The sequence below is a fragment of the Bacteroides sp. L008 genome (assembly GCF_040812255.1).
Lineage (GTDB): Bacteria > Bacteroidota > Bacteroidia > Bacteroidales > Bacteroidaceae > Bacteroides > Bacteroides vicugnae.
This window is the reverse complement of record NZ_JBFNXO010000001.1, coordinates 986,579-1,006,666: the sequence shown is the minus strand read 5'-3', so window position 1 is coordinate 1,006,666 and position 20,088 is coordinate 986,579. Positions and strand designations below refer to the sequence as shown.

Sequence of the window (20,088 nt, the reverse complement as noted above, 5' to 3'; positions counted from 1 at the left end):
TTAGAAAATTAAAAGATTATTGCGCAGGAACGTTTACCACAGTTTTAGAAAGCTCATAAAGCCGTCCCTCCGCATCTACCCAAGTTACATTGATATTAGTTGGCAACGGTCCGTAAATACTTCCAGAATAAGTGGTTGTTTGTTTGACTCCATATTTCATCACATACTTGATTTGTTCATCAAACATACCCGTCAGGTAGTCTGCAGATCCGGCAAATACATAAAACTGTTTGCAACCGGCTTTAGGCTTCACGGTGTACGTAACCGTATAGAACTTATCCTTTTCTATCTTGTCAATCGTTACCTCCGGCTCACCGGCTTTCCACAAATCCGCATCTTTCTCTATTCTGACGAAAGTCGGTTTTGCACTGGTATACTCCTTCTTTGTCATAGTTGTAGAAGGATTACCGTCTGCATCAACTGCTATCATGAATAATACATAGTCAGCTTTAAACTCTATGTCCTCAATAACCAGTTGATTCTTTTTCAAATCAGCAACGGTAACCTCTGTTACATCCTGATTCATTACCAAAGCCTGCTTTACCATTTCATCATCCCCCCAATATGGATAGTTTCTGAAATCATTCAATGGCATATGGACATAACGGTATTTTACCGGACTACCGGTCGGGGTCAACGTCAACGTCGTGGATAAAGCTCCCGGTTCTATCAATACATCGACCGAAATAGAAGAATTATAGGACATTTCCTTAGAATCAGCCTGCACTTTAACCAACGAACCGAGCTGCCCTTTTTTATCCAAAGCTACTGCAACAAGAAAACCTTTCGTGCCTGGTTCCAAAGAAGCCCTTTCAAAATTTTCAGCCTCTTTGGCAGACTTGCCGTTTTTGATAAGATAGGATATCACATCTCTGTCGGTAGCATAATTAGCCATAGCCGTTTCCTTCATGTAAGAATAATAATATTTATAGCAATCCGTTCCGGGAGTAAGAGGCGCACTTACACTTGTAACCGTAGCAACCACATTACCCACATTTACCGTTGCCGTTCCGTCATATGTCAGCGCAGGAACAGGAATTTCAAGCGATACCAGTTCTTCTGTCTTATACTTTCCTTCTTCATTATAAGGAATAGCCCAAAGCACATACGTTGTTCCCGGCACAACTGTCGGAAGGAAATCCAACACCTTACCCTCCAGCGGTCCGTTATAATCCGAATACTGTTTGGTTCCGCCATCATAAAAAGACACGTCTTCGATGACTGCATCAGGTGAATAATTAGACTTATCCGTGATTCCTGTATAATAAATGTCACACCCCTTTCTTGTTGCAGAAACCGTTGCACCTTCAAATGTAATATCCGAAACCTTCAATTCCACAGTCGCAGCAGTCTTAATTGCAGCAGCAATTACATCATCAGACTGATACTTGTCGCCTGTTTCAGATGGAGGTACCGCCCAAATCATATACGTCTTTCCGGGTTCTGGATCCTTGCCCAACAATTCCGCCAAGGGCATTTTTTCAAGAGCGGCTGTTTTCATGTACATACGGGCAGAATATCCATTTACTAATTCAGCTACCATTTCTGCGCTGTATTGATCTATTTCCATCACTCCCAAATAATACATTTCTATTCCATTTTTCAAAGTGGTAGAAACCATCTGCCCTTCAACGGATATAGCCACAGGAGCTTCCCCTATTACTACCGGAATCTCCGAAATAAGACTCTGCCCGTTAGATGCAACAGCTACTATAGCGACCTTACCACCTGCCTCTGCATACTGATTTTCTGCAACAGGAGCAATAATAGTCAACCCCTTTCCAGTCAATGAAACTTTCCAGCCGTCAGGTTTGGTCACGGTATATTTCGAAATACCACTCATTTCAACCGGAAGCAATTTCTCCTCACCGTTCGCAAAATACTGTTTTCCTGTCAATATCTCACATTTCAGTTCTTTGGATTTTACAACCTTCAATATCGTACCATCTTTCAGAGTAAAATAAGCATAATCATCATCCTGGCTTACTCCGCTGAAAAGTGAAGTGTCCCCCGTCCCTTCTCCGGAAGCGTAAACACCGGTCGGTTCCCAGTTTTTTCCATTATCGGTAGAGATTTCCCATTCTTTCGTGTTCGTATTAATACGAACCTTAGGAGCGGCAGCCGTCACAGGCATCATATTCCCTTCTCCATCTTTCAAGAGTGTTTTCTTACCGTCCGTACCGGTGATTCCCCAATAATAAATACCATCTTCTTCATTCTTTATAACGGTTATTTGTGGAGCATCCTCTCCATCTTCACCATTATGAATGGTCACTTCTGTCTGGTCTGAAAATTTGATAGTATAACTTCCATCTTCGTTCTCCAGCACAGAAGCGATCGATTTATTTTGAGACAGGGCATCGGTCAATGTCTTTAATGTAGAAATATCACCTTGTATACTCTGCAATGAAGCCTCCAATTTAGCCATACGATCTTCCAGACCGGAAATCGAATTCTTTAAATCATCGTCATTATAACATGACGAAAACATCACAACACATACTGCCATTAGGAAAAATGTACATTTTCCCATGCTACATAAAAATTGATTTCTTCTCATATCTAAAAAAATTAATGATTAGAGAAAACCGCACGATAGATAACACACTATCGTGCGGAAAAATAGTTCTGCCGATATTTATTTGGCGTGAGGATGTTTTCCTAATCTCTTCAAATCAAGATAAATAGTACTTTCACTTTTCATTGCTCCCGGAACATTCTTTTCCACCTGTTCATTAACAATTAGGTTTGCAGGTATCCGGCTATCTTTCTTCACTACTTGAGATTTAGTCATTCCCATTATTCTCTTCTGCGATTTCGGGGCATCCGGGAATAACACGGAAGGATCGGTAACAATACCCTTGTCTTTATCCCAGAATACAGCATAGAGGTCACCAATCACTTCATTGCCGTCAGCATCAGCACCAATAGGTACACATAAAGCAACCAGACGTTTGGCTTCACTTGTCTTATCATATGATTGAATTGTAGAATTAACAGTAGTCAAACCAGACTCTAAACATTTTTCTTTCCATACTTTCATACAATCCTCATAGCTATAATCGCCACTTGCCGAATACTCATCCTCCACTATCATATGAAAGATCTTGGCTACATCCTTTACCATTGAGAACTGAACAGTAAAATTCCCCAACTCACTCATATAAGCACTCAGTTGCATAGTCGGGTCAGGACCTGCTATAATAGCTTCGGTTGAAGCTTTCACTATTTTCACATCAGTCAGTACACCGTCCCAGTCTTCTGCCATATAAGCAAATATATATTCAGTAGCAGGGTCCAAACCGGTAAACGTATAATCTTCAACCCCTCCGTTTGCATTTGCAGGCCACGTATTTGAATCCTCTGATAACAGATATTGAATCAATTCAGCTTTATTAGCCTCTTCCAGCAAATCAGGCGTCATGATATACTGATGATAAAATACTGCCGCTTCCTGATTATATTTATAATTCAACTTCAGACTTGTCCTTCCCGGATCGGAAATAGTAATATCTATTGTAGCCTTGGATGCTCCCGGATTATCAGTCACACGTTCCTGTGTTGAAAAACGGCTTGTTTTCACTTTTGACAACTCCCCATATTCATTACGACCAATATAAGCGACAACATAGGAACCATTCGGAGCAAGATCATATTGGAATTCGGACTTTGTGTACGAACCTTCCTGACCGATATTTAGATTCTTAATACCCCATCCTTCCTGATCCAGTGCCTGTGCCAATGCTGTCATCGTAGCCTCGTCCGCATTTTCATAAGGGGCATAGTCTGACTCACTGAAGATACGATAGAACATGGCATAACAGGTTTTTTCCAGAGTTACATCCATATTAACAATAGAAGCACCCGTTTTAGTGATTGTCATTGCACATTCTGCTTCGGGCGCATTTTCAGGAATCTGTTTTAATTGAAAGTCCTGACGTACATAATCCCCTTTATTCTTGTTTGCATCCAAGCCGATAGTCGTAGCCGTAATTTTTCTTGTTGCATCGGCAGTATAACCAAAGTCTACGACATAGTACATTTCTTCTTCAGGCACCTGTGCATCTCCTGCCGTCTGCGTCCAATGTCTCATAAAGTCAATATACATATCCTTTCCGTAAGCTTCGATAAACGCATCGATAGGTTCAGCATCTCCGCAAAACTGATAGAAATACTTACAGTCCTCATTCGGAAGGTATTGTATGCCAACCGCCTGATAACTGGGATCAACATCAATATCCACACGAGGATGACCTACTACATCTCCGGAAGGAGTCTTGAGATGACAGATTTTCATATCGGCCGGATTTTGTCCGCCTTCATCATTACAGCCTACCGTTATAATCAGATATTCTGCTCCCGGCACAATCTCCGATTGGGAATACTTGGAATTCGCCCAGTCAAATTCCGCATTCGGATAACTATCCCCTAATGTACTCCTGCTGAAAGTGTAAGCACCGGCACCTTCCGAATTATAAAGAGCTTCCAGAATCAAATCTTCAATTTCTTCTTCGCTTGCACCTACACCTCCACTTTCAAATAAGTAGTTATACATACGGCATAAAGGATAAACATCCAAACGGTAAGATTGCACCTTATCCCCCGGAGTACATTCAAACACAAAATTGTTGGCAGTTCTGCTGGTCACCTTGATGCCCACTCCACGTTCACCGCCATCCACTTCGTTTTCCACCCATCTGATAGGGGTCGGTACAGGAGGAAGCGGAGTATCCGGCTCTTCAGGAGGCGCGGGATCAACTCCCTGTTCATCCTTATCCGAACATGAAATCATCATAGGGCTTATAACTAAAAACAGCCCTAGCAAAAGTAATAAACTAACTAATTTCTTCTTCATAATTAAAAGTGATAAATGTGATTAATCATTTACATATTCATAATCGGCATTGCCGTTTATAGCTTCGCAAACAGCTAGGTTATTCACATAGCCGTTTTCGTCCGTTACTAATGCATAGAAAGAAAGTTTTTCAGCTTTCCATGCATTATCCAATATCACTGTATACTCTTTCATTACTTCCTTATCCTCCGGAAGCTGCCCCAGCTTGTCACCATCAACCGAAGCAGAAAGTAATTTCCTCACTACATGATTGTGCGTATAGTCACGATAGTTGCCACCATCATTCTGTTCATACTTCAAACCGTCTTCCACAGCATATACTATCAGACGATAGTCAGCCGTTTTCTCCGGAGTCACCCTCACCGTAACTTTAGCTTCGGAACCGGCTTCATTATAAAGAGAGCTGATAGCTACCCCACAATGGACAGGATATTTTTCCAAAGACTCATTGAATATTGACCGCATGACAGTATAGTTTTCGGATAATCCCATTTCCTTACGCATATCGACAACACATGAAGGGTAACCGGGGATAGCAAACTTTTTGGAAAGAATTGAGGACTGTTCGATTGCCATCGGATCAGCACTCGTTCCATTTACATGAAAGGACATCAGATAAACAATCCCTTCATAATCCGAATTTATCAGGTAATTCAGGCGAGTCATTCCTGCCGGACACATGGCGCACCATGTTCCGGTAAACTCCATCGCACAAATACGCCTTACAAATCTGGATAGTGTGCCCGACGTACTTTTCGCAACCACTGTCATCAATTTGGATACGTACTTGTCGTAAGATGCTTCAAAAGCATAGGTTCCTGCTTTAGAAGTAGAAAAGGTGCTTCCATCCAAGGTTTGCCCGTCCATCACGGAACGGATGACTGCATCGGCAGTTACATCTATTCCTGCATACATGACCGTAAAAGTTATAACATCCTTTCCGTCGGCAATCAAGGAGTTTTTGCTAACGCTCAAAATCACTTCCGTCTGTTCCGAATCATCGGTATTGCCCGAACAGGAAATCCCGAAAATCCCAATGCCGCAAATGCAGACCAGCAATGCTATTTTATAAATATTTATATACATAAGCCCTCTTTATTCATTATACAGATAATCTACCGATTCTCCAAGCTTGCACTCATTTACGTTATTACACGTATAAGTCTTTCCGCCGTCCAATGTTGTCAGCATCGATACAATCACACGCATATTTTCCACATTCCATCCCGGTTCCAACTGATAAGAACGCTGCATGGTAGACTCTACTCCTGCATTTATTTCACCAGTGAAGCGGTCACCGTTCAACGATGTGGAAAGTACTGCGCGAACTACATTGTTATGGGTATAATCATTTCCACCGTTCGTCTGGAAATATTTGATTCCGTCCTCCACCAGATAGATCAGGCAACGGTAAGTGTTTGCTACATTAGAGGTTAATTTGCCTGTAACTGTCACCGTACGGTCAGAAGCATTATATACAGATTCAATGGCTACCCCACATGACGCAGGATAGTTCTTCAGTTCATTCTGAAGTTCCTCTTCAATCTGACTTTTTATACTGATCATATCTTTAGTACCTTTACGCAGATTGTAAAATAAACGGGGCAATCCCGTGAAATTACCAAGAATATTGGTCCGGTAGTTATTGGTGGCCGCGATAGTCATAGGGTCTGTCATTCCCCCGAAATCCATGTGAAAAGAAGCTACCGCCAATCGTCCCGGCTGTTCTGTCTGGATGGCCTTCAATGTAGTACTAAGTGCCGGACAAGCCTGACACCCGATAGAAGTGAACTGCATCCCCAGCAACTTATGATAATAACTTACCCCGCCTGATGTCGAATTAGCCTGAATAGTCACTTCATTTTCACTGACTATCGACTTACCCTCATAATAACGGGCTTTAAAAACATAAGTACCCGGCACCGAAGTACTGAAAGCACGGATACCATAATCCAGGTTTTCCTCCCCTGATTCTTTTACCAGAATCAGGTTCATCGTACTTTCTTCACTTACATCTTTAGCACCTAGTCTGACTGTAAAAGTCACCCTCTCCACACCATCTGCCTGCATGACTGTCTTATCAGCAGTAATACGCAGAATGCCGTCATCCGCCCCTCCGTTCTCTGTTTCGTCCGAACTTCCGGAACAGGATGACAGCATTGCTAAACAAAGGATCATTACAATTGGTAGAATTGTCAGGTATAATTTCTTCATAAGCCTTAGTCATTATAAATATAATCTACGCTTCCGTCGATAGAACATTGGGTTATATTATCCACCATATATGCGTCATCAACCTTACGTAATGCATAAACCACTACACGTGACGTTGAAGAGTTCAGGTTCGTTGCTCCGGAAATCATAAAAGTACCGGCAGTATGTTCTTCATTCGCTTTTACAGTAAATCTTCTATCGGTTGACATCGCCATGTAATTGTTGGAAATAGCTCTGACCGTATAATCATACGAGGTTTCATTTCCTCCGGATGCGGTCAAGCCATCAGTAACCAAGACATAAACCAGATCATATTCTCCTCCCTGGCTCGACTTTAACGCTGCATTTACCGTAATCTCACCACTTGAAGAATTATAAGACGTATTCACTTTGATGCCGCAAGTGGCCGGATATTTTCTGATCTGGTCTTTCAAGGTTTGTTTGATGGCACTTACATTTCTGTCTATCGACATCACCTTCAAATCATAGATACAGGTAGGAAAACCGGTTGCTCCAAAACGGGTCATAATAGTGCTTGTCTGCGACAAATGGAACGGGTCGGTAGCAGAACTGCTGGAAGCATGAAAAGCCATTTTCACCATACGATCCGGCATTATCTCTTCTACTTTCTTCAATGCCGAAGTCATAGCAGGACAATAAGTACACCAAGTTCCGGTCATTTTGAAAACACCTACCTTACGATAAAAAAGTTCATAGTTTTTCCGATTCTGTACAGTCACGGAGACTTCTTCCGACTCCCAGTCCAGATAATAGGCCTTAAAACGATGTGATCCGTTTTCTACAGCCGAAAATGTGTTGGTTCGTCTATCTAAATAATCACCGGTATTAACATCTTCAAAATACACATTTTTAATATATTCAGAAGTTGTCAGCACTTTTCCATTCGCATCGGTCACCGTGAAAGTTGCCATATCAGTTCCATTGGCTTCAATCTTAGCTTTATCCACAGTCAAAGTAATAGGTCCCGTCACTTCACCGCTATCCGGCACCTCAGTTTCGTCAGAATTGCCGCTGCATGACACCAAACATCCGCACAGGCACATCAGGCCCGGCATAAAAAGCATTGCAAATTTTCTCATATTCTATATTCTAATTAATAAATGATTCACTGACCTCAAAACGAAGTGGTAATAGTCAGGTTAGCACCTGTGTATTTAGGAATCGTCCGGCAAACTCCCCCGGAACATACATATCCTTCCCTGTTACGACCATAACTCAACGCAATACGCGTACGTGATTTTGCATAGCTGGCCCCCACATTGTAATAATGGATTTTATCTTTGCCATGATTATACATATCACTTCCGTAAATGCTCCATGCCGGAGCAAAATTCAGTTCCAGCAGAGCTGCCATCCAGTCCTTTTGATCTTCTTTTGTATTAAGGTATTGTAACTCCATACGAGTGGAAAAAGAAGGAGTGAATTTATATTGCAAATCTGCTACAAAAATATTCGACAGCGAGGTCGTTTTTTTCGCTCCGTAAGAAGGACTATATTCCTGCATGGAATAAAGCAGGTTCATTTTGAATGACTTTGTCCACTGCTTTTCTACATCGAAACTAAAATCACGGAACGCCAAGTTACCCATCTGGGCTGTGCCTTCTTTTTCTAAAGCGTAATAGGTAGAGAAGTTAGCATGTAATTTCAGACCGCGCTTACCTCCAATCACCGTTCCTCTTTTGAAATGATAAAAGACATCCAGTTGTCCCCCCATCTCACCGCTGATTGTATTCGTCACATCTCCCACTTGTGGAGTATGAGGATGTAAATTGGTCAGCATATAGGTATATTGCGTACTCATCGCCGGGACGTAATTCAACAAATTCGAAGTAGAACCATTACCAGCAATAATTTCACTGTTCATCCATTCCAGACGACGTCCAGTCAGATTCACACCTAATCCGCTGCCACTATAGCCCAGTTCCAGCAATTGTGCATTGGCACGTTTCCTTACAAAAGCTTTGTCGTCGTGGATGAATCCATAATATTTATCACCGCCATCTACATATTCCCCCTTCATTGTAAACCCGGAACGTTCAAAATTCACCCGCCCCGAGAAGCCATTCGAATAAGGCTTTCCTCCTTCTTCTTCGAGGTCGATACTGATCTTCTCATACCGGTTCAATGCCCCTCCTTCGATACTCAAGGAGGTATTTTGCCATTTAAGCATTTCAGACAGGGAGAAACTTACATCTACACCACGTACTTGTGTATCAGAAAAATCCATACCAAAACGTGGAGTTCCCCAAATAGCCTTCAACCCTACAATATTCTTGTAATTGTAGGTAAAACGTGCTCCCATCACCGCATTATTTAAACCAAGCATACGGTCCTCCCAGCTACGGAATAGCAGTCCACTACCGAACTGCTCATAAAACGTACCCGCTGTTATGGAGAAATCCTTGTCGGCCCAAGATACGTAATAGTTGGTCAGCTTTGCCTTTTCCAATTCTTTCGGGTATCCCACCAGTACCGGTTCATAGGCTTCCAACTGTACGCCTACGGCAAACTTGCCCTGATAGTAATCCAATTTCAGATAATTATTCGAACCAAAATGATCCTCCGGAGATTCTGCTTCTGTTTTACTATCATCCTTATAGTAAGTCGTATTTGTTTCAAAGCTCCCCGTCAGATAACCCTTCTTGTTATCTTCCTGTGCATAGGTCAGAGTTGATGCTAACGCTAATAAAGCAAACATCCGAAATCTTATTCTAGTCATGTCATTGCGTTTATCTATGAATAATAACAGATTTACTTCTGTAATTTTTTAATCGCTTTCAATAGTTCCAGTTCACTTCCCGGAGCATAGCCGGTATGTGAATAGACAATTTTTCCCTCCGCATTTACCACATATACCTGCGGGGTCAGGCTCACATTCATAGCTCGCATGAACTCCTGATTCTTATCATACAACATGATAAAATCATCCCATCCATGCCCCTCCGCCAGCGCACGCGCTTTGGCTGTAGAACGGCTGTCATCTGTTGAGACAGCTACCACACGAAACTTGGCTTCTTCCAACCAGTCGGGCAACAGTTCATTAATAGCATCCAACTCACGAATACAGGGTTTGCACGTTGTTGCCCAAAAAGAAATAATCATAGGCGTCTTGTGATTAACCAGGGAAGCGGTGTTCACCTGCGTTCCTTTGGAATCTTCAACCTTGACTGACGGTATTTGTGCCATAGCACAAGTTAGAAAAGCAAACAACAGGGTAATGCAGACAATTAATGCTCTCATAAATTCTTTTATTAGTGATGTTTATAATTTTGTTTTTTTATCTGATAAGTTCCATCTTACAACCAAAAAGCCTGAATTTTTGTATCTGTATCTCACCTTCTTTATACATATCGCCTATCAGGTTAGCATTCTCGAAAGTGACCGTTTGTGTTTCAGCATCGTATTCTCCCCGGTAAACATCGGAAGAACTTCCATCCAGAGCAAGTCTCCTGAAACGAATGGTATATAAGCCATAGGAAGCAACATCTTCGTCCGTCACGATAGACAGATAGGTTTTCTGCTTAGCTGCATCATATTCATAGTGCAACCGCCAGTTAAATTCCCACTCAATATCATTATCCGGATCAAACCCATTCTTATTTGAACAAACCATATAGTGTCCGTAAGCCTCCGTACCTTCTTCCGCCGTATTTACTTTTACAGAGAAGCCTATCGGCACATTGGACACATTGGTGGCAGATGCCGTTCCGGTAAATACCCAAGTTCCTGAAAGAGTTTCATAAAGACTGGAATCATTGTCTTCAATAATCACCGTCAACCGCTTGTTTTCACCAATGGACGCCCCTTCCGCACTAGCTATTTCAATATCAAAGGAACGGTCATCATTGACTATTTTGTCATCTACAGTTTTAAACTCAAAATTTATAGTCTCCTGTCCGGCAGGAATAAGTAGTGTTTTGGTGGTGACGATGTAATTTTCATCTTCTTTTGCACTATGATCCTTTAACTCGAATGTCACACGGATAGTTCCGGTATGTTCACCTGTCACTACGACAGGTACAGTGCACAAACCTGCAGATTCTTTCACTGTCATCGCTGTCTCCTGCAAGTTTACCGTAGCCGCTCCGGAGTTAAGCTGTTCCTCGTCATCCGAACAGGCAGTTATTAGAACAGCACACAGAAGAAATGCATATATTTTCAGATAGTTCATTTTACTCAAGTGTTTGATAATTTACTTTATTCAATTTATTAATATCCCGGATTCTGCTGACCTGCCAGTTGAGGATTGGCGTCCATTTCAGCTTTAGGAATAGGCCAAAGCATCCGCTGGTCATCAGCAGGTTTATCCAGTCCGTCAGTGCTTGCCTGTCCCGGGAAAAGTATCAACCCTTTGCTTTGTGCTTTTCCGCGTTTCACACCTTTTCCCCAACGTTTCAGGTCCATCAGCCGGTAGCCCTCACCCACCAGTTCACGTTCGCGTTCGTTCATGACTTCATTAAGCAAAGCCTCCTGATCGTAGGTCGCATCAGCCAGTCCCTCGATTCGTGCTTTCTTTAGTGCATTCAGAGCATCATTCGCTTTTTGCACAGATGCCGCAGTTCCGATCCTTGCATTGGCTTCAGTGGCAATCAGATACATTTCAGCAATGCGGAATGGTTTCGGCTGATTCAAATACCGTGTTTCACTTCCTAATGCATTGTAATACTCATTACCCGGATATTTATTAAAGAAATATATATCCGCTGCATTACCGGACGATACGGTTAAATGATACTTCCCGAAATAAGTGGCCAACCGGATATCTTTCTCATTATATAAGTCAATCAGTCTTTGTGTAGGAATATAATCCTTCTTTGTGGTCGGATAACCGATAAAAATAGTTCCTAAAGGGACACCGGCGTCATCAGCACTGGTCATGGCAATCTGCCAGATGGTTTCCGTTCCTTTGTCATCCTTCCATATACTTTCAAAGTCCTTCGCTGTATTCGACAATGGATATCTGTTTGAATTAACCAGGTCACCCGCATACTTCGCAGCATTTTCATAGTCATCCATCTGCAGGGCAACGCGTGCTTTCAGAGCCGCCACCACATCTATCGTAATATAATTTCCGCAGTTCTTGGGAGCTGTATTCACGGTCACATATCCGCCGTTGATATATCTGTCATAATCAGCAATACCATTTTTGGCCGTTTCTATGCGCTCTTCAGCTTCTTCCAGATCATTTAATATCTGTTTATAAGTATCCTCCAGTGAAGAACGTCCCGGATATTGGGTAGCAGAAAGTTTGGGTTCATATTTCACTTGAAGCGGCAGTCCCTGAGTGCTGCTTGCAGTAGCCACATTGTAATCACGACAAAATAATGTTGCCAGATAAAAGTAGCAGTATGCTCTTGTGAAATAAGCTTCCCCCTCGTAGACATTAATCTGCTTTCTTTGGATTTCAGTCAACTCAATCTCCGGATTCTCATCTATCTTGTCTACTCCGTCGATAAAGAAATTGGCACGTCCGATAGCAGCGTAACAGTTTGCCCAAATTGTTTCTATAGCAGAGTTGGTACTCTCGAAGGTCCAACGGTGCAACTCACCATATTTATTAGAGAAATCCGCCACTGCATTAAAGGCATCCGCCTGAACTTCGGGCACCAGCACATAGCTGCCGCCAGTCAGTCCCAGATATACAGAATAGATACCGGCACGCGCTTCTTCAAAACCGACTATGGTTGTCAATGCTTCCTCTGTCGGAATAGCATCATATGGCATTTTATCCATATCACAGGAAGTCATTCCAAGTGTCAGTACAGTCAATGCTATTATAGATATTTTCTTCATATTCACCATTCTTTATGTTTTTAGAAAGTTAGTTCGACGCCAAAAGAGTATTGCTTGGTATTGGGGTAGTTACCCAACTGGATATTACTGTCCACTTCCGGATCATATCCTTTATATTTAGTCACAGTTAGCAAATTACGTCCTACAAAATAGATTCTGGCATTACTGATTACTCCGGTTTTCTGAATCAGCTTGGTAGGGAAAGTATATCCGACAGTCAGATTTTTCATACGCATAAATGAGGCATTTTCCAACAAATGCGTGTCAAACTGCATCGGAGAATCCGGAGTAGAGATTCTGGTTACGTCTCCCGGTTTCTGCCACATATTAAGCATTTCCACGGTTTGATTGTCCGAACCCGCGAAGGTCGGATTTTCTGTAAAGAAGCGTTCATTATTCAACATATACTGGCCAAGCATAAAGGAAAAGTCCGCGCTGACGGAAATCCCTTTCCATCCGAATTGGGTGCCAAAACCACCTGACCAAGGTGCGTAACGTTGCTTACCGATAAAAACGGCATCTTCTTCGGAATAACTTTTCGTCAGATTTCCATTTTTATCATACCACATATTATATCCGTCACGCGGATCGACTCCCGCCCACTTTACATAGTAATATTCTCCCCAAGGTTTACCGACTTTCATTTTCAAACCGGTATCGGGTAAGGTATATTCATCCAACCCGTTAAACAGTTTGGTTATTTCATTCTTATTATAATTCAAATTTCCGGAAACACTCCATGAAAAGTCTCTTGTTTTCAGAATATCCACTCCCAGTGTAATATCAAAGCCACGATTACGCATACTCGCCACATTTTCCACACTACTGCCATGTCCGGTAGTGTATGACAACGGATACGCCATCAGCATATCTTCTGTCTGACGGTTATAGAATTCCAAATCCACAGAAAAACGGTCAAACACCCTTGTGCTGATTCCTATATTCAGTGTTTTCATACTTTCCCATGTCAGGTTATCATTCCCAACGGTGGAAGGAGCAATACCTGCCTGCCCGTTATACAGCAAACCGGAGCCAACCAATGCCAAAGCGTTATAGGCACTGATACCGGAATTACCTGTTGTTCCATAGCTCGCTTTCAACTGCAAGCTGTTCAACCATGAGATATTCTGCATAAAATCTTCTTTTCTCATATCCCACATGGCTCCTAATGAATAGAAGTTTGCCCATTGGTTGTTTTTGGCAAACAAAGAAGAACCGTCACGTCGTGCTGCCAAATCAATATAGTATCGGTCAGCAAAGCTATAGCTGATTGTACCGAAATAGGAATTGAATACTTTATCATACATTGAGTGTATGGGTACTTCTGATTCGGCTCCTGCTGCCATCAGCATCATCCGGCTGTCTACCATTTTTTTAGAAGTCGCCGAGAAATTCTCATTTTTGGTTATGATGGATTCCTGTCCCGCCAATACCGTAAAATGATGTGCACCCGACAAACTGAACTTATATTCTGCCGTATTGGTAAAAGTAAATGAATAATAACGTTCAAAAGACTCGGATGCTACTCCTGCTCCCTCAAATGGTCCTTCCGGATATGCTTTATGAGAGTTGCGGTAATCAAAAGCATCTACTGCCTGTGAAGTACGGATATTCAATCCTTTTATCGGGTTTATATTAAAGAAGGTATTACCGTTGATACGTACCGTACTCCGGTCGTTAGGCTGAAGCTCTGACAGATAATACGGATTATAGTATCCCATATCGTCTAAATGATCCAGTCGCTTGCCATAACCTGTAAAATTACCTTCTTCATCGGTCAATATTTCATTCATCGTCTGATCGGGACGATAAATGCGGGCAGCATATGCTTTATTATAAACGCTATTGGCTTCCGTACCGAAAGTGGTTGTATTATATTTCTGATAGGAAAGGTTCACATTAATTCCTGCTTTCAGCCAATCGGTCACCTTCACTTCTACATTACTACGCAAAGTCTCACGACGCAGGGATGAATCATCCATAATTCCATCCGTATCATAGTGACCGAATGAGACATAATAGTTGATACCTTCAGAGCCACCGACCACATTTACATCATATTGCTGGGTAGGAGCTGCATCTCCGAAAAAGACGTCCGACCAGTCTGTCGATATACCATTATCTACATAGAACTTTTTCCGTTTTTGGAATGTCGTATCATATACTTTCCCCGGGTCCAACATTTCCTGCAGAGTGAGCCATTGTTCGCTGTTCATCATCTCGATATTGTCTCCCGTCATTTTAGACCAGCCATATTGCGCATTAACGGTTACACGGGCTTTCTGTCCCATTTTACCTTTCTTACTAGTCATTATTACCACTCCGTTAGCAGCACGGGATCCATAAATGGCTGTTGAGGACGCATCTTTCAATACAGTCATGCTTTCGATGTCATTCGGATTTAATGCAGTAAATGCACCGGAGGAGATAGGTGAACCGTCGAGAATAAAAAGAGGTTCTGTATTTGAGTTGATCGAACTTACTCCACGCAATCTCATTACGACAGTTCCGCTCGGTTCCCCACTAGGAGTAAAAACCTGCAAACCGGCAACCTGTCCTTGCAATGCATCCCCGGCATTGGCCACAGGTTTATTGGCTATCTTACTATTATTTACTGTTGTTACAGAACCTACTACCGAACCAAGTTTCTTTGCCGAACCGTAGCCCACCACCACAACTTCGTCCATCAGTTGTGCATCAGATTTCAAAATAACTTTAATAGTCGGCTGTACAGAAACCGACTCCGTTTTCATACCTATATAAGAGATTTGTATTATTTTTGCTGAATTTGGTACATTTAGCAAAGTAAAACGACCATCCACGTCTGTTATTGTACCTAAATTTGTGCCTTTTATGACAATCGAAGCCCCTACAACAGGCTGTTTGTCATCATCGGAAATCACAGTCCCCGTGACTTTCTGCGTTTGAGCTGTTATCAGCCCGATACCTATAAAAAGGTATCCAAATAGCAGCGCTAATTTTTTCTTCATAAATCTCTTTTTAAGTTATTAAATAGCCCTAAAACAATTAAACTCACTTTTCACACTTTATTAAGTTCTATCAGAACTTAATAAAGATTCATTGCTTTTGTTGTGTTTTTACATCAAATATGTTATCTAGGGGAGAAATGTTGCTTGATTTTACTTTTTCGATCAATCCATATAACGATTTCGCAAAAAAAATATGTCTTTTCGTTGTTTTTTGCAAAAAGAATATATACTTTTGTTCCATTAAACGATACCAAAAAGGAATTGTTAATAAATACAACTTGAGAAAGATTGATAATTTACATTTTAATAACTTATACACTTATTTTAATATAAATAGGGTATGAAAAATCACCAAGTTCTGATAGAACTTGGTGATTTTTCTTTTAATGAAGTACGCTATAGCCATTTTAGCTCAATTAACCTCCTATCAAACCTTTCATCAATATTATAATTAAATTTCAAATTGATCTTAAACATAAAATAAAATCAGAATTATAAAAGAGTCTCGTTTAAACTATGTTAAATAGGTACTATCTGAAAATTCTCCATATATGACACTCGGTATATTTCTTTATACAAATAAAAACACTCAAACACATAGCGATACAATTTCTTTACATTGAAATAGATTAGATTATTTCACGATTTCAATTTTTTGAGAGATTTACTATAGTTTTATCTCTTGATTTTAAGGAGCGCCTCGTTGCTTTAAAACCAACGGGGTATTCCTCGGTGTCGAACGGGTCGTTCCTTTTAAAGGAACGACCCGTTGGTTTTAAACCAAAAACCACTTATGTAACCACCTGAAATTCAAATCATTACACAAGCATTCTCTCGTACCTTCCTTTTATAAGAAAATTCTCAACACAATAATGCAAATGCCAATATTAAAAATGGTACTACTCTGATAAATATTTTACAAATAAAATCTAAAAAACAATGATTACAGTTACTTTCCAAATCAAGCCCTATCTAGCGGCTTACATGTACGTGCGCTATAAAAATCACCTTGACGTACCTCCAGACCGCTTTTCCTCCTCGCCTTCCGCCATCCATCTTCTTGACACCCAGCCTCTTTACCACTTCCTCCACCAACTTTCCATCCCACACCCTCCCAATGCCTCATGGCACGAAACCGGAAATATCACCTTTACTCTCCCCCACCCAAGAAACGGAAAAAATCCAAATGTATATAATTATATAGGTCACGACAGTGCACTTATCATTGAAAAAGCAATGGAAGTAGAAATGAAGGCCGAACTTTATGAATTTCTTCTGGAAAATAAATACTGCCACGGCATCATGTTCAAAAAATCAATGGAAACTTTCGTCGCACATTATAATATGGTAGAGTTAGTGGAAGAAGAAAGTTTAATGAGGGCGTTTCAGAGGTGGAGAAAGATAGTGAAGGAGGAGAAAAACATGTGATAATTTATAGGTTCCATATAAAATGGACCGTTTTTTATTATTTTTGTGTGCAACAAAATGTCTAAAGTATGAAATTGAATAATTTTTTAATCGAAATAGGCAAAGTTTGTCTTGTCGAGCAAGAACGGATGAAACAGAAGCAACGAAATGGAGATTACTTCAACGTTTTCAACACGCTTGGACTATGGTCTGATGAGGTAAGATTACATTCCGCATTTCTTGCAGAATTGTTAAATCCTAACGGAAGTCATGGACTGAAAGATGCTCTACTTAAAGAATTCCTTGCAGTTATTGGCTTAAACAAAGATTATATTTCCAATTGTAAAAGCAATATAGTCGAACGATATATTGGTGAGCGAACAGAGTCCACTGGTGGGCGCATTGATATAATCTTAGAGGATGGCGAACATGCAGTTATCATTGAGAATAAAATATATGCTATTGATCAACACCATCAGTTATTGCGATACAACAACTATGGAAAACAACACTTTCCAAAAGGGTTCAAACTGATTTATCTTACACTTGACGGTCATGAGGCAAGTAAAGATTCATTGGGAAACGAAGAGATGGACTATCATTGTATCTCATACGATGAGCATATTCTCCATTGGCTGTCGCAGTGTGTAATGTTAGCATACGACAAACCGTTGGCAAGAGAGACTATTTCCCAGTACATAACACTTATTAAACAAATAACCGGACAAGATATGAATAAAGATAGTAGTGATAAAATAGTAAATTTAGCCATCAATAATATAGAGGCTGTTGTGGCCTTGATGGATAACAGAGCTGAAATTAGCAATAGATTAAGGAATGAATTCGTATTTAAACCGTTAGGTAAATTTGCGTCCCAAATGGGATTGTTTTTTGAAGTCAAAAAAGGGAATGAAGGTCCGGCTATATTATTCAAAAAGCCAAATTGGTCTCACTATATAACGATAACGAGAGATGATGGAAGAGATTCGGATTGGAAGAATCTTTATATTGGTGTCTCAAAATCTTATAACTCTGATGGTAAAGATCGGCCTTTGCCTCGTGTTCAGCTATCATGTTTTTCCGGATAGAATCCAGAGACTTACCCATGTAGTAATTCAAAAAATGGAAGATTGTATGAAAGCTCATGCAAAATAGACGATTATGAAAGTATACACTCAATATGATACGACGAACCATATTATACCTTAAAGACATAAAACAGAATAAGTATTACAATATACTTACTGTTATTGAGAATATTTTGGATGATATGCAGGATTACAATCCATCAATGTCAAGAAAAAGTTTCCTCGATCGTGGTAAAGATGATGCTCCATTCCGTACCGGACTACTAATTGAGGATATTGATACCGACATTCTACCTCAAGCTCCTATGGATGAAATTACTATATACGGAATGCCTCTTTATTTTTTGAATGATTCTTTTGGGCAATACCCCTCTGGTAATCCCCTAGGAAAGCTATTTATAGAATTGGAGAAAAAAGACTTGATTACTTTACCGGATATATTACCTAAACGCAAATGTTCTTTCAGACTGAAAGGTTTCTTTGATCCTAATTCTCAAATGCTGAAGGAACTTCAGTTGAAAGGTTTGCTCCCAAAACTCTCATATCTCACAAAGAAACATTTAGGATATGACATTATGGAATATACCAGCCATATCGGTAATGTATATATCCTACATAATAATGAGATATTTCGGAATATTGACTTTCGGGTATCTGAAAAACCAAATGGACTTTACATGCAAATGAAATTCAGGAAACCATATGTAGATTCTTTAAAGGTGAGAATAACGCAGTATGATAATGAAAGTAACATCATAACCGAAACGGATACAGTTATTGATTGCAGATCTGCGAATATATTTATTCCGCTACCATTCTTCTCACTGCAAGTTGGCATAAAGATATTCAATAACAATGGTGAACTGATTTGGATGAATAAACGTGTCATTTTTCTAGGAAAAGAATTCAGTTATGAAACTTTTTCATCTAAAGAAATAGAACTGGAGAAAAGTGAATCAGATGGCAGCAAAAGAACTGTAACTGTGACAAAAATCGTCTTGAATGGTAAGAAAAAAAGGAAGTCAAATAAAAAATTAAAGGATAATCTCGCTAATGATGAGTCACGTTGTTTAGCTGAATTGAATGAAAAACACATGGAGTTTGTATTTTTTAGTGCAGATACTAATCAGAATAAAGAAAATAAAGAAAAGGCAAGAGAATATGTCATGCAACTACTCGACTCTGCAGAAAACGAATGTCTCATTTGTGATCCTTATTTCAAGAAAGAAGATTTCGAAAAGTACATATTCTTTATGAAAAAACTTGACGTAAAAGTAAAAATTATCAATAGCGAGAAACAGCTAGGTAATATAAGTTCACCGGATTCCGAAGACTATCTATTGAAACTGAACGATTGCATCAACTATTACAATAGAAAAGTGGGAAGAGAGGTGGCAGAATGTCGTTCGCTTACTAAGAATCTGTCTATTCACGATCGTTTCATTATCATTGATGATTGTGGCTGGCTTATTGGTTCTTCATTAAATGAGTTCGGTAACAGAGCATCTTCTATTTGCAAGATACCACAAGGTAGTTTAGAATATATGCGTAAGAACTTCGAACGATGGTGGAATGACACAGAAAACTCGGAGTCACTTGACGGCTATATCCAACGCAAAGTTAAGCTCAATGCAAGCCCGAAAGGGAAACTATTAAAACATATTGCTCATTTGACCAGAGTTTTGAACTCACTGAAATCTCAATTAGCTAAATAAAAACA

Annotated in this window: 13 protein-coding genes; 3 read left to right on the top strand and 10 right to left on the bottom strand. The window is 40.4% G+C overall.

Going from position 1 to position 20,088, the window contains the following annotated elements; all coding sequences use genetic code 11:
- Window positions 1-16: 16 nt before the first annotated feature.
- The 10 genes from AB3G73_RS04080 to AB3G73_RS04035 form a co-directional block, all read right to left on the bottom strand.
- On the bottom strand, window positions 17-2,560 hold the full coding sequence (locus AB3G73_RS04080) for a PL29 family lyase N-terminal domain-containing protein (RefSeq protein ID WP_367743011.1): 2,544 nt from the start codon (window positions 2,558-2,560) through the stop codon (window positions 17-19).
- A 78-nt stretch (window positions 2,561-2,638) separates the two neighbouring features.
- Entirely contained in the window at window positions 2,639-4,855 is a 2,217-nt protein-coding gene (locus tag AB3G73_RS04075) for a hypothetical protein (RefSeq protein WP_367743010.1), read from the bottom strand.
- A 21-nt stretch (window positions 4,856-4,876) separates the two neighbouring features.
- The gene (locus AB3G73_RS04070) at window positions 4,877-5,941 is read right to left on the bottom strand and encodes an Omp28-related outer membrane protein (protein ID WP_234132194.1); all 1,065 of its coding nucleotides are present in this window, start codon (window positions 5,939-5,941) and stop codon (window positions 4,877-4,879) included.
- A 9-nt stretch (window positions 5,942-5,950) separates the two neighbouring features.
- Complete coding sequence (locus AB3G73_RS04065) at window positions 5,951-7,069, bottom strand: Omp28-related outer membrane protein (protein WP_258980571.1); 1,119 nt, start codon at window positions 7,067-7,069, stop codon at window positions 5,951-5,953.
- 5 nt (window positions 7,070-7,074) lie between these two features.
- Window positions 7,075-8,169: an Omp28-related outer membrane protein gene (locus AB3G73_RS04060; protein ID WP_234132196.1), complete on the bottom strand. Its 1,095-nt coding sequence runs from the start codon at window positions 8,167-8,169 to the stop codon at window positions 7,075-7,077.
- Window positions 8,170-8,204: 35 nt separating this feature from the next.
- Window positions 8,205-9,809 (bottom strand): DUF6029 family protein, encoded by a 1,605-nt coding sequence (locus AB3G73_RS04055; RefSeq protein WP_234132197.1) that lies wholly within the window; start codon window positions 9,807-9,809, stop codon window positions 8,205-8,207.
- A 32-nt stretch (window positions 9,810-9,841) separates the two neighbouring features.
- Window positions 9,842-10,330 (bottom strand): TlpA disulfide reductase family protein, encoded by a 489-nt coding sequence (locus AB3G73_RS04050; protein ID WP_143260131.1) that lies wholly within the window; start codon window positions 10,328-10,330, stop codon window positions 9,842-9,844.
- Between the two features lie 37 nt (window positions 10,331-10,367).
- Window positions 10,368-11,261 carry a Calx-beta domain-containing protein gene (locus AB3G73_RS04045; RefSeq protein WP_234132198.1) on the bottom strand — a complete coding sequence of 298 codons (894 nt, stop codon included), beginning with the start codon at window positions 11,259-11,261 and terminating at the stop codon, window positions 10,368-10,370.
- A 38-nt stretch (window positions 11,262-11,299) separates the two neighbouring features.
- Window positions 11,300-12,883, bottom strand: a complete 1,584-nt coding sequence (locus AB3G73_RS04040; protein WP_342988638.1) for a RagB/SusD family nutrient uptake outer membrane protein — start codon at window positions 12,881-12,883, stop codon at window positions 11,300-11,302.
- Window positions 12,884-12,903: 20 nt separating this feature from the next.
- Window positions 12,904-15,873, bottom strand: coding sequence for a TonB-dependent receptor (locus AB3G73_RS04035; protein ID WP_234132200.1), 2,970 nt, complete (start codon window positions 15,871-15,873; stop codon window positions 12,904-12,906).
- Window positions 15,874-16,812: 939 nt separating this feature from the next.
- Between AB3G73_RS04035 and AB3G73_RS04030 the strand changes: the two genes are divergently transcribed.
- The 3 genes from AB3G73_RS04030 to AB3G73_RS04020 all read left to right on the top strand — a co-directional run bounded on the left by AB3G73_RS04030 (window position 16,813) and on the right by AB3G73_RS04020 (window position 20,083).
- On the top strand, window positions 16,813-17,301 hold the full coding sequence (locus tag AB3G73_RS04030) for a hypothetical protein (protein WP_234132201.1): 489 nt from the start codon (window positions 16,813-16,815) through the stop codon (window positions 17,299-17,301).
- A 68-nt stretch (window positions 17,302-17,369) separates the two neighbouring features.
- Window positions 17,370-18,368, top strand: coding sequence for a PD-(D/E)XK nuclease family protein (locus AB3G73_RS04025; protein ID WP_259022898.1), 999 nt, complete (start codon window positions 17,370-17,372; stop codon window positions 18,366-18,368).
- 92 nt (window positions 18,369-18,460) lie between these two features.
- Window positions 18,461-20,083 (top strand): VPA1262 family N-terminal domain-containing protein, encoded by a 1,623-nt coding sequence (locus AB3G73_RS04020; RefSeq protein WP_342988636.1) that lies wholly within the window; start codon window positions 18,461-18,463, stop codon window positions 20,081-20,083.
- The last annotated feature ends 5 nt before the right edge of the window (window positions 20,084-20,088 follow it).

Bases quoted from the DNA above. Each gene is read 5' to 3' on its own strand.
- AB3G73_RS04050 (WP_143260131.1), bottom strand. From the start codon at position 10,330: ATGAGAGCATTAATTGTCTGCATTACCCTGTTGTTTGCTTTTCTAACT.
- AB3G73_RS04080 (WP_367743011.1), bottom strand. From the start codon at position 2,560: ATGAGAAGAAATCAATTTTTATGTAGCATGGGAAAATGTACATTTTTC.
- AB3G73_RS04075 (WP_367743010.1), bottom strand. From the start codon at position 4,855: ATGAAGAAGAAATTAGTTAGTTTATTACTTTTGCTAGGGCTGTTTTTA.
- AB3G73_RS04045 (WP_234132198.1), bottom strand. From the start codon at position 11,261: ATGAACTATCTGAAAATATATGCATTTCTTCTGTGTGCTGTTCTAATA.
- AB3G73_RS04065 (WP_258980571.1), bottom strand. From the start codon at position 7,069: ATGAAGAAATTATACCTGACAATTCTACCAATTGTAATGATCCTTTGT.
- AB3G73_RS04060 (WP_234132196.1), bottom strand. From the start codon at position 8,169: ATGAGAAAATTTGCAATGCTTTTTATGCCGGGCCTGATGTGCCTGTGC.
- AB3G73_RS04070 (WP_234132194.1), bottom strand. From the start codon at position 5,941: ATGTATATAAATATTTATAAAATAGCATTGCTGGTCTGCATTTGCGGC.
- AB3G73_RS04020 (WP_342988636.1), top strand. From the start codon at position 18,461: ATGATACGACGAACCATATTATACCTTAAAGACATAAAACAGAATAAG.
- AB3G73_RS04030 (WP_234132201.1), top strand. From the start codon at position 16,813: ATGATTACAGTTACTTTCCAAATCAAGCCCTATCTAGCGGCTTACATG.
- AB3G73_RS04025 (WP_259022898.1), top strand. From the start codon at position 17,370: ATGAAATTGAATAATTTTTTAATCGAAATAGGCAAAGTTTGTCTTGTC.
- AB3G73_RS04055 (WP_234132197.1), bottom strand. From the start codon at position 9,809: ATGACTAGAATAAGATTTCGGATGTTTGCTTTATTAGCGTTAGCATCA.
- AB3G73_RS04040 (WP_342988638.1), bottom strand. From the start codon at position 12,883: ATGAAGAAAATATCTATAATAGCATTGACTGTACTGACACTTGGAATG.
- AB3G73_RS04035 (WP_234132200.1), bottom strand. From the start codon at position 15,873: ATGAAGAAAAAATTAGCGCTGCTATTTGGATACCTTTTTATAGGTATC.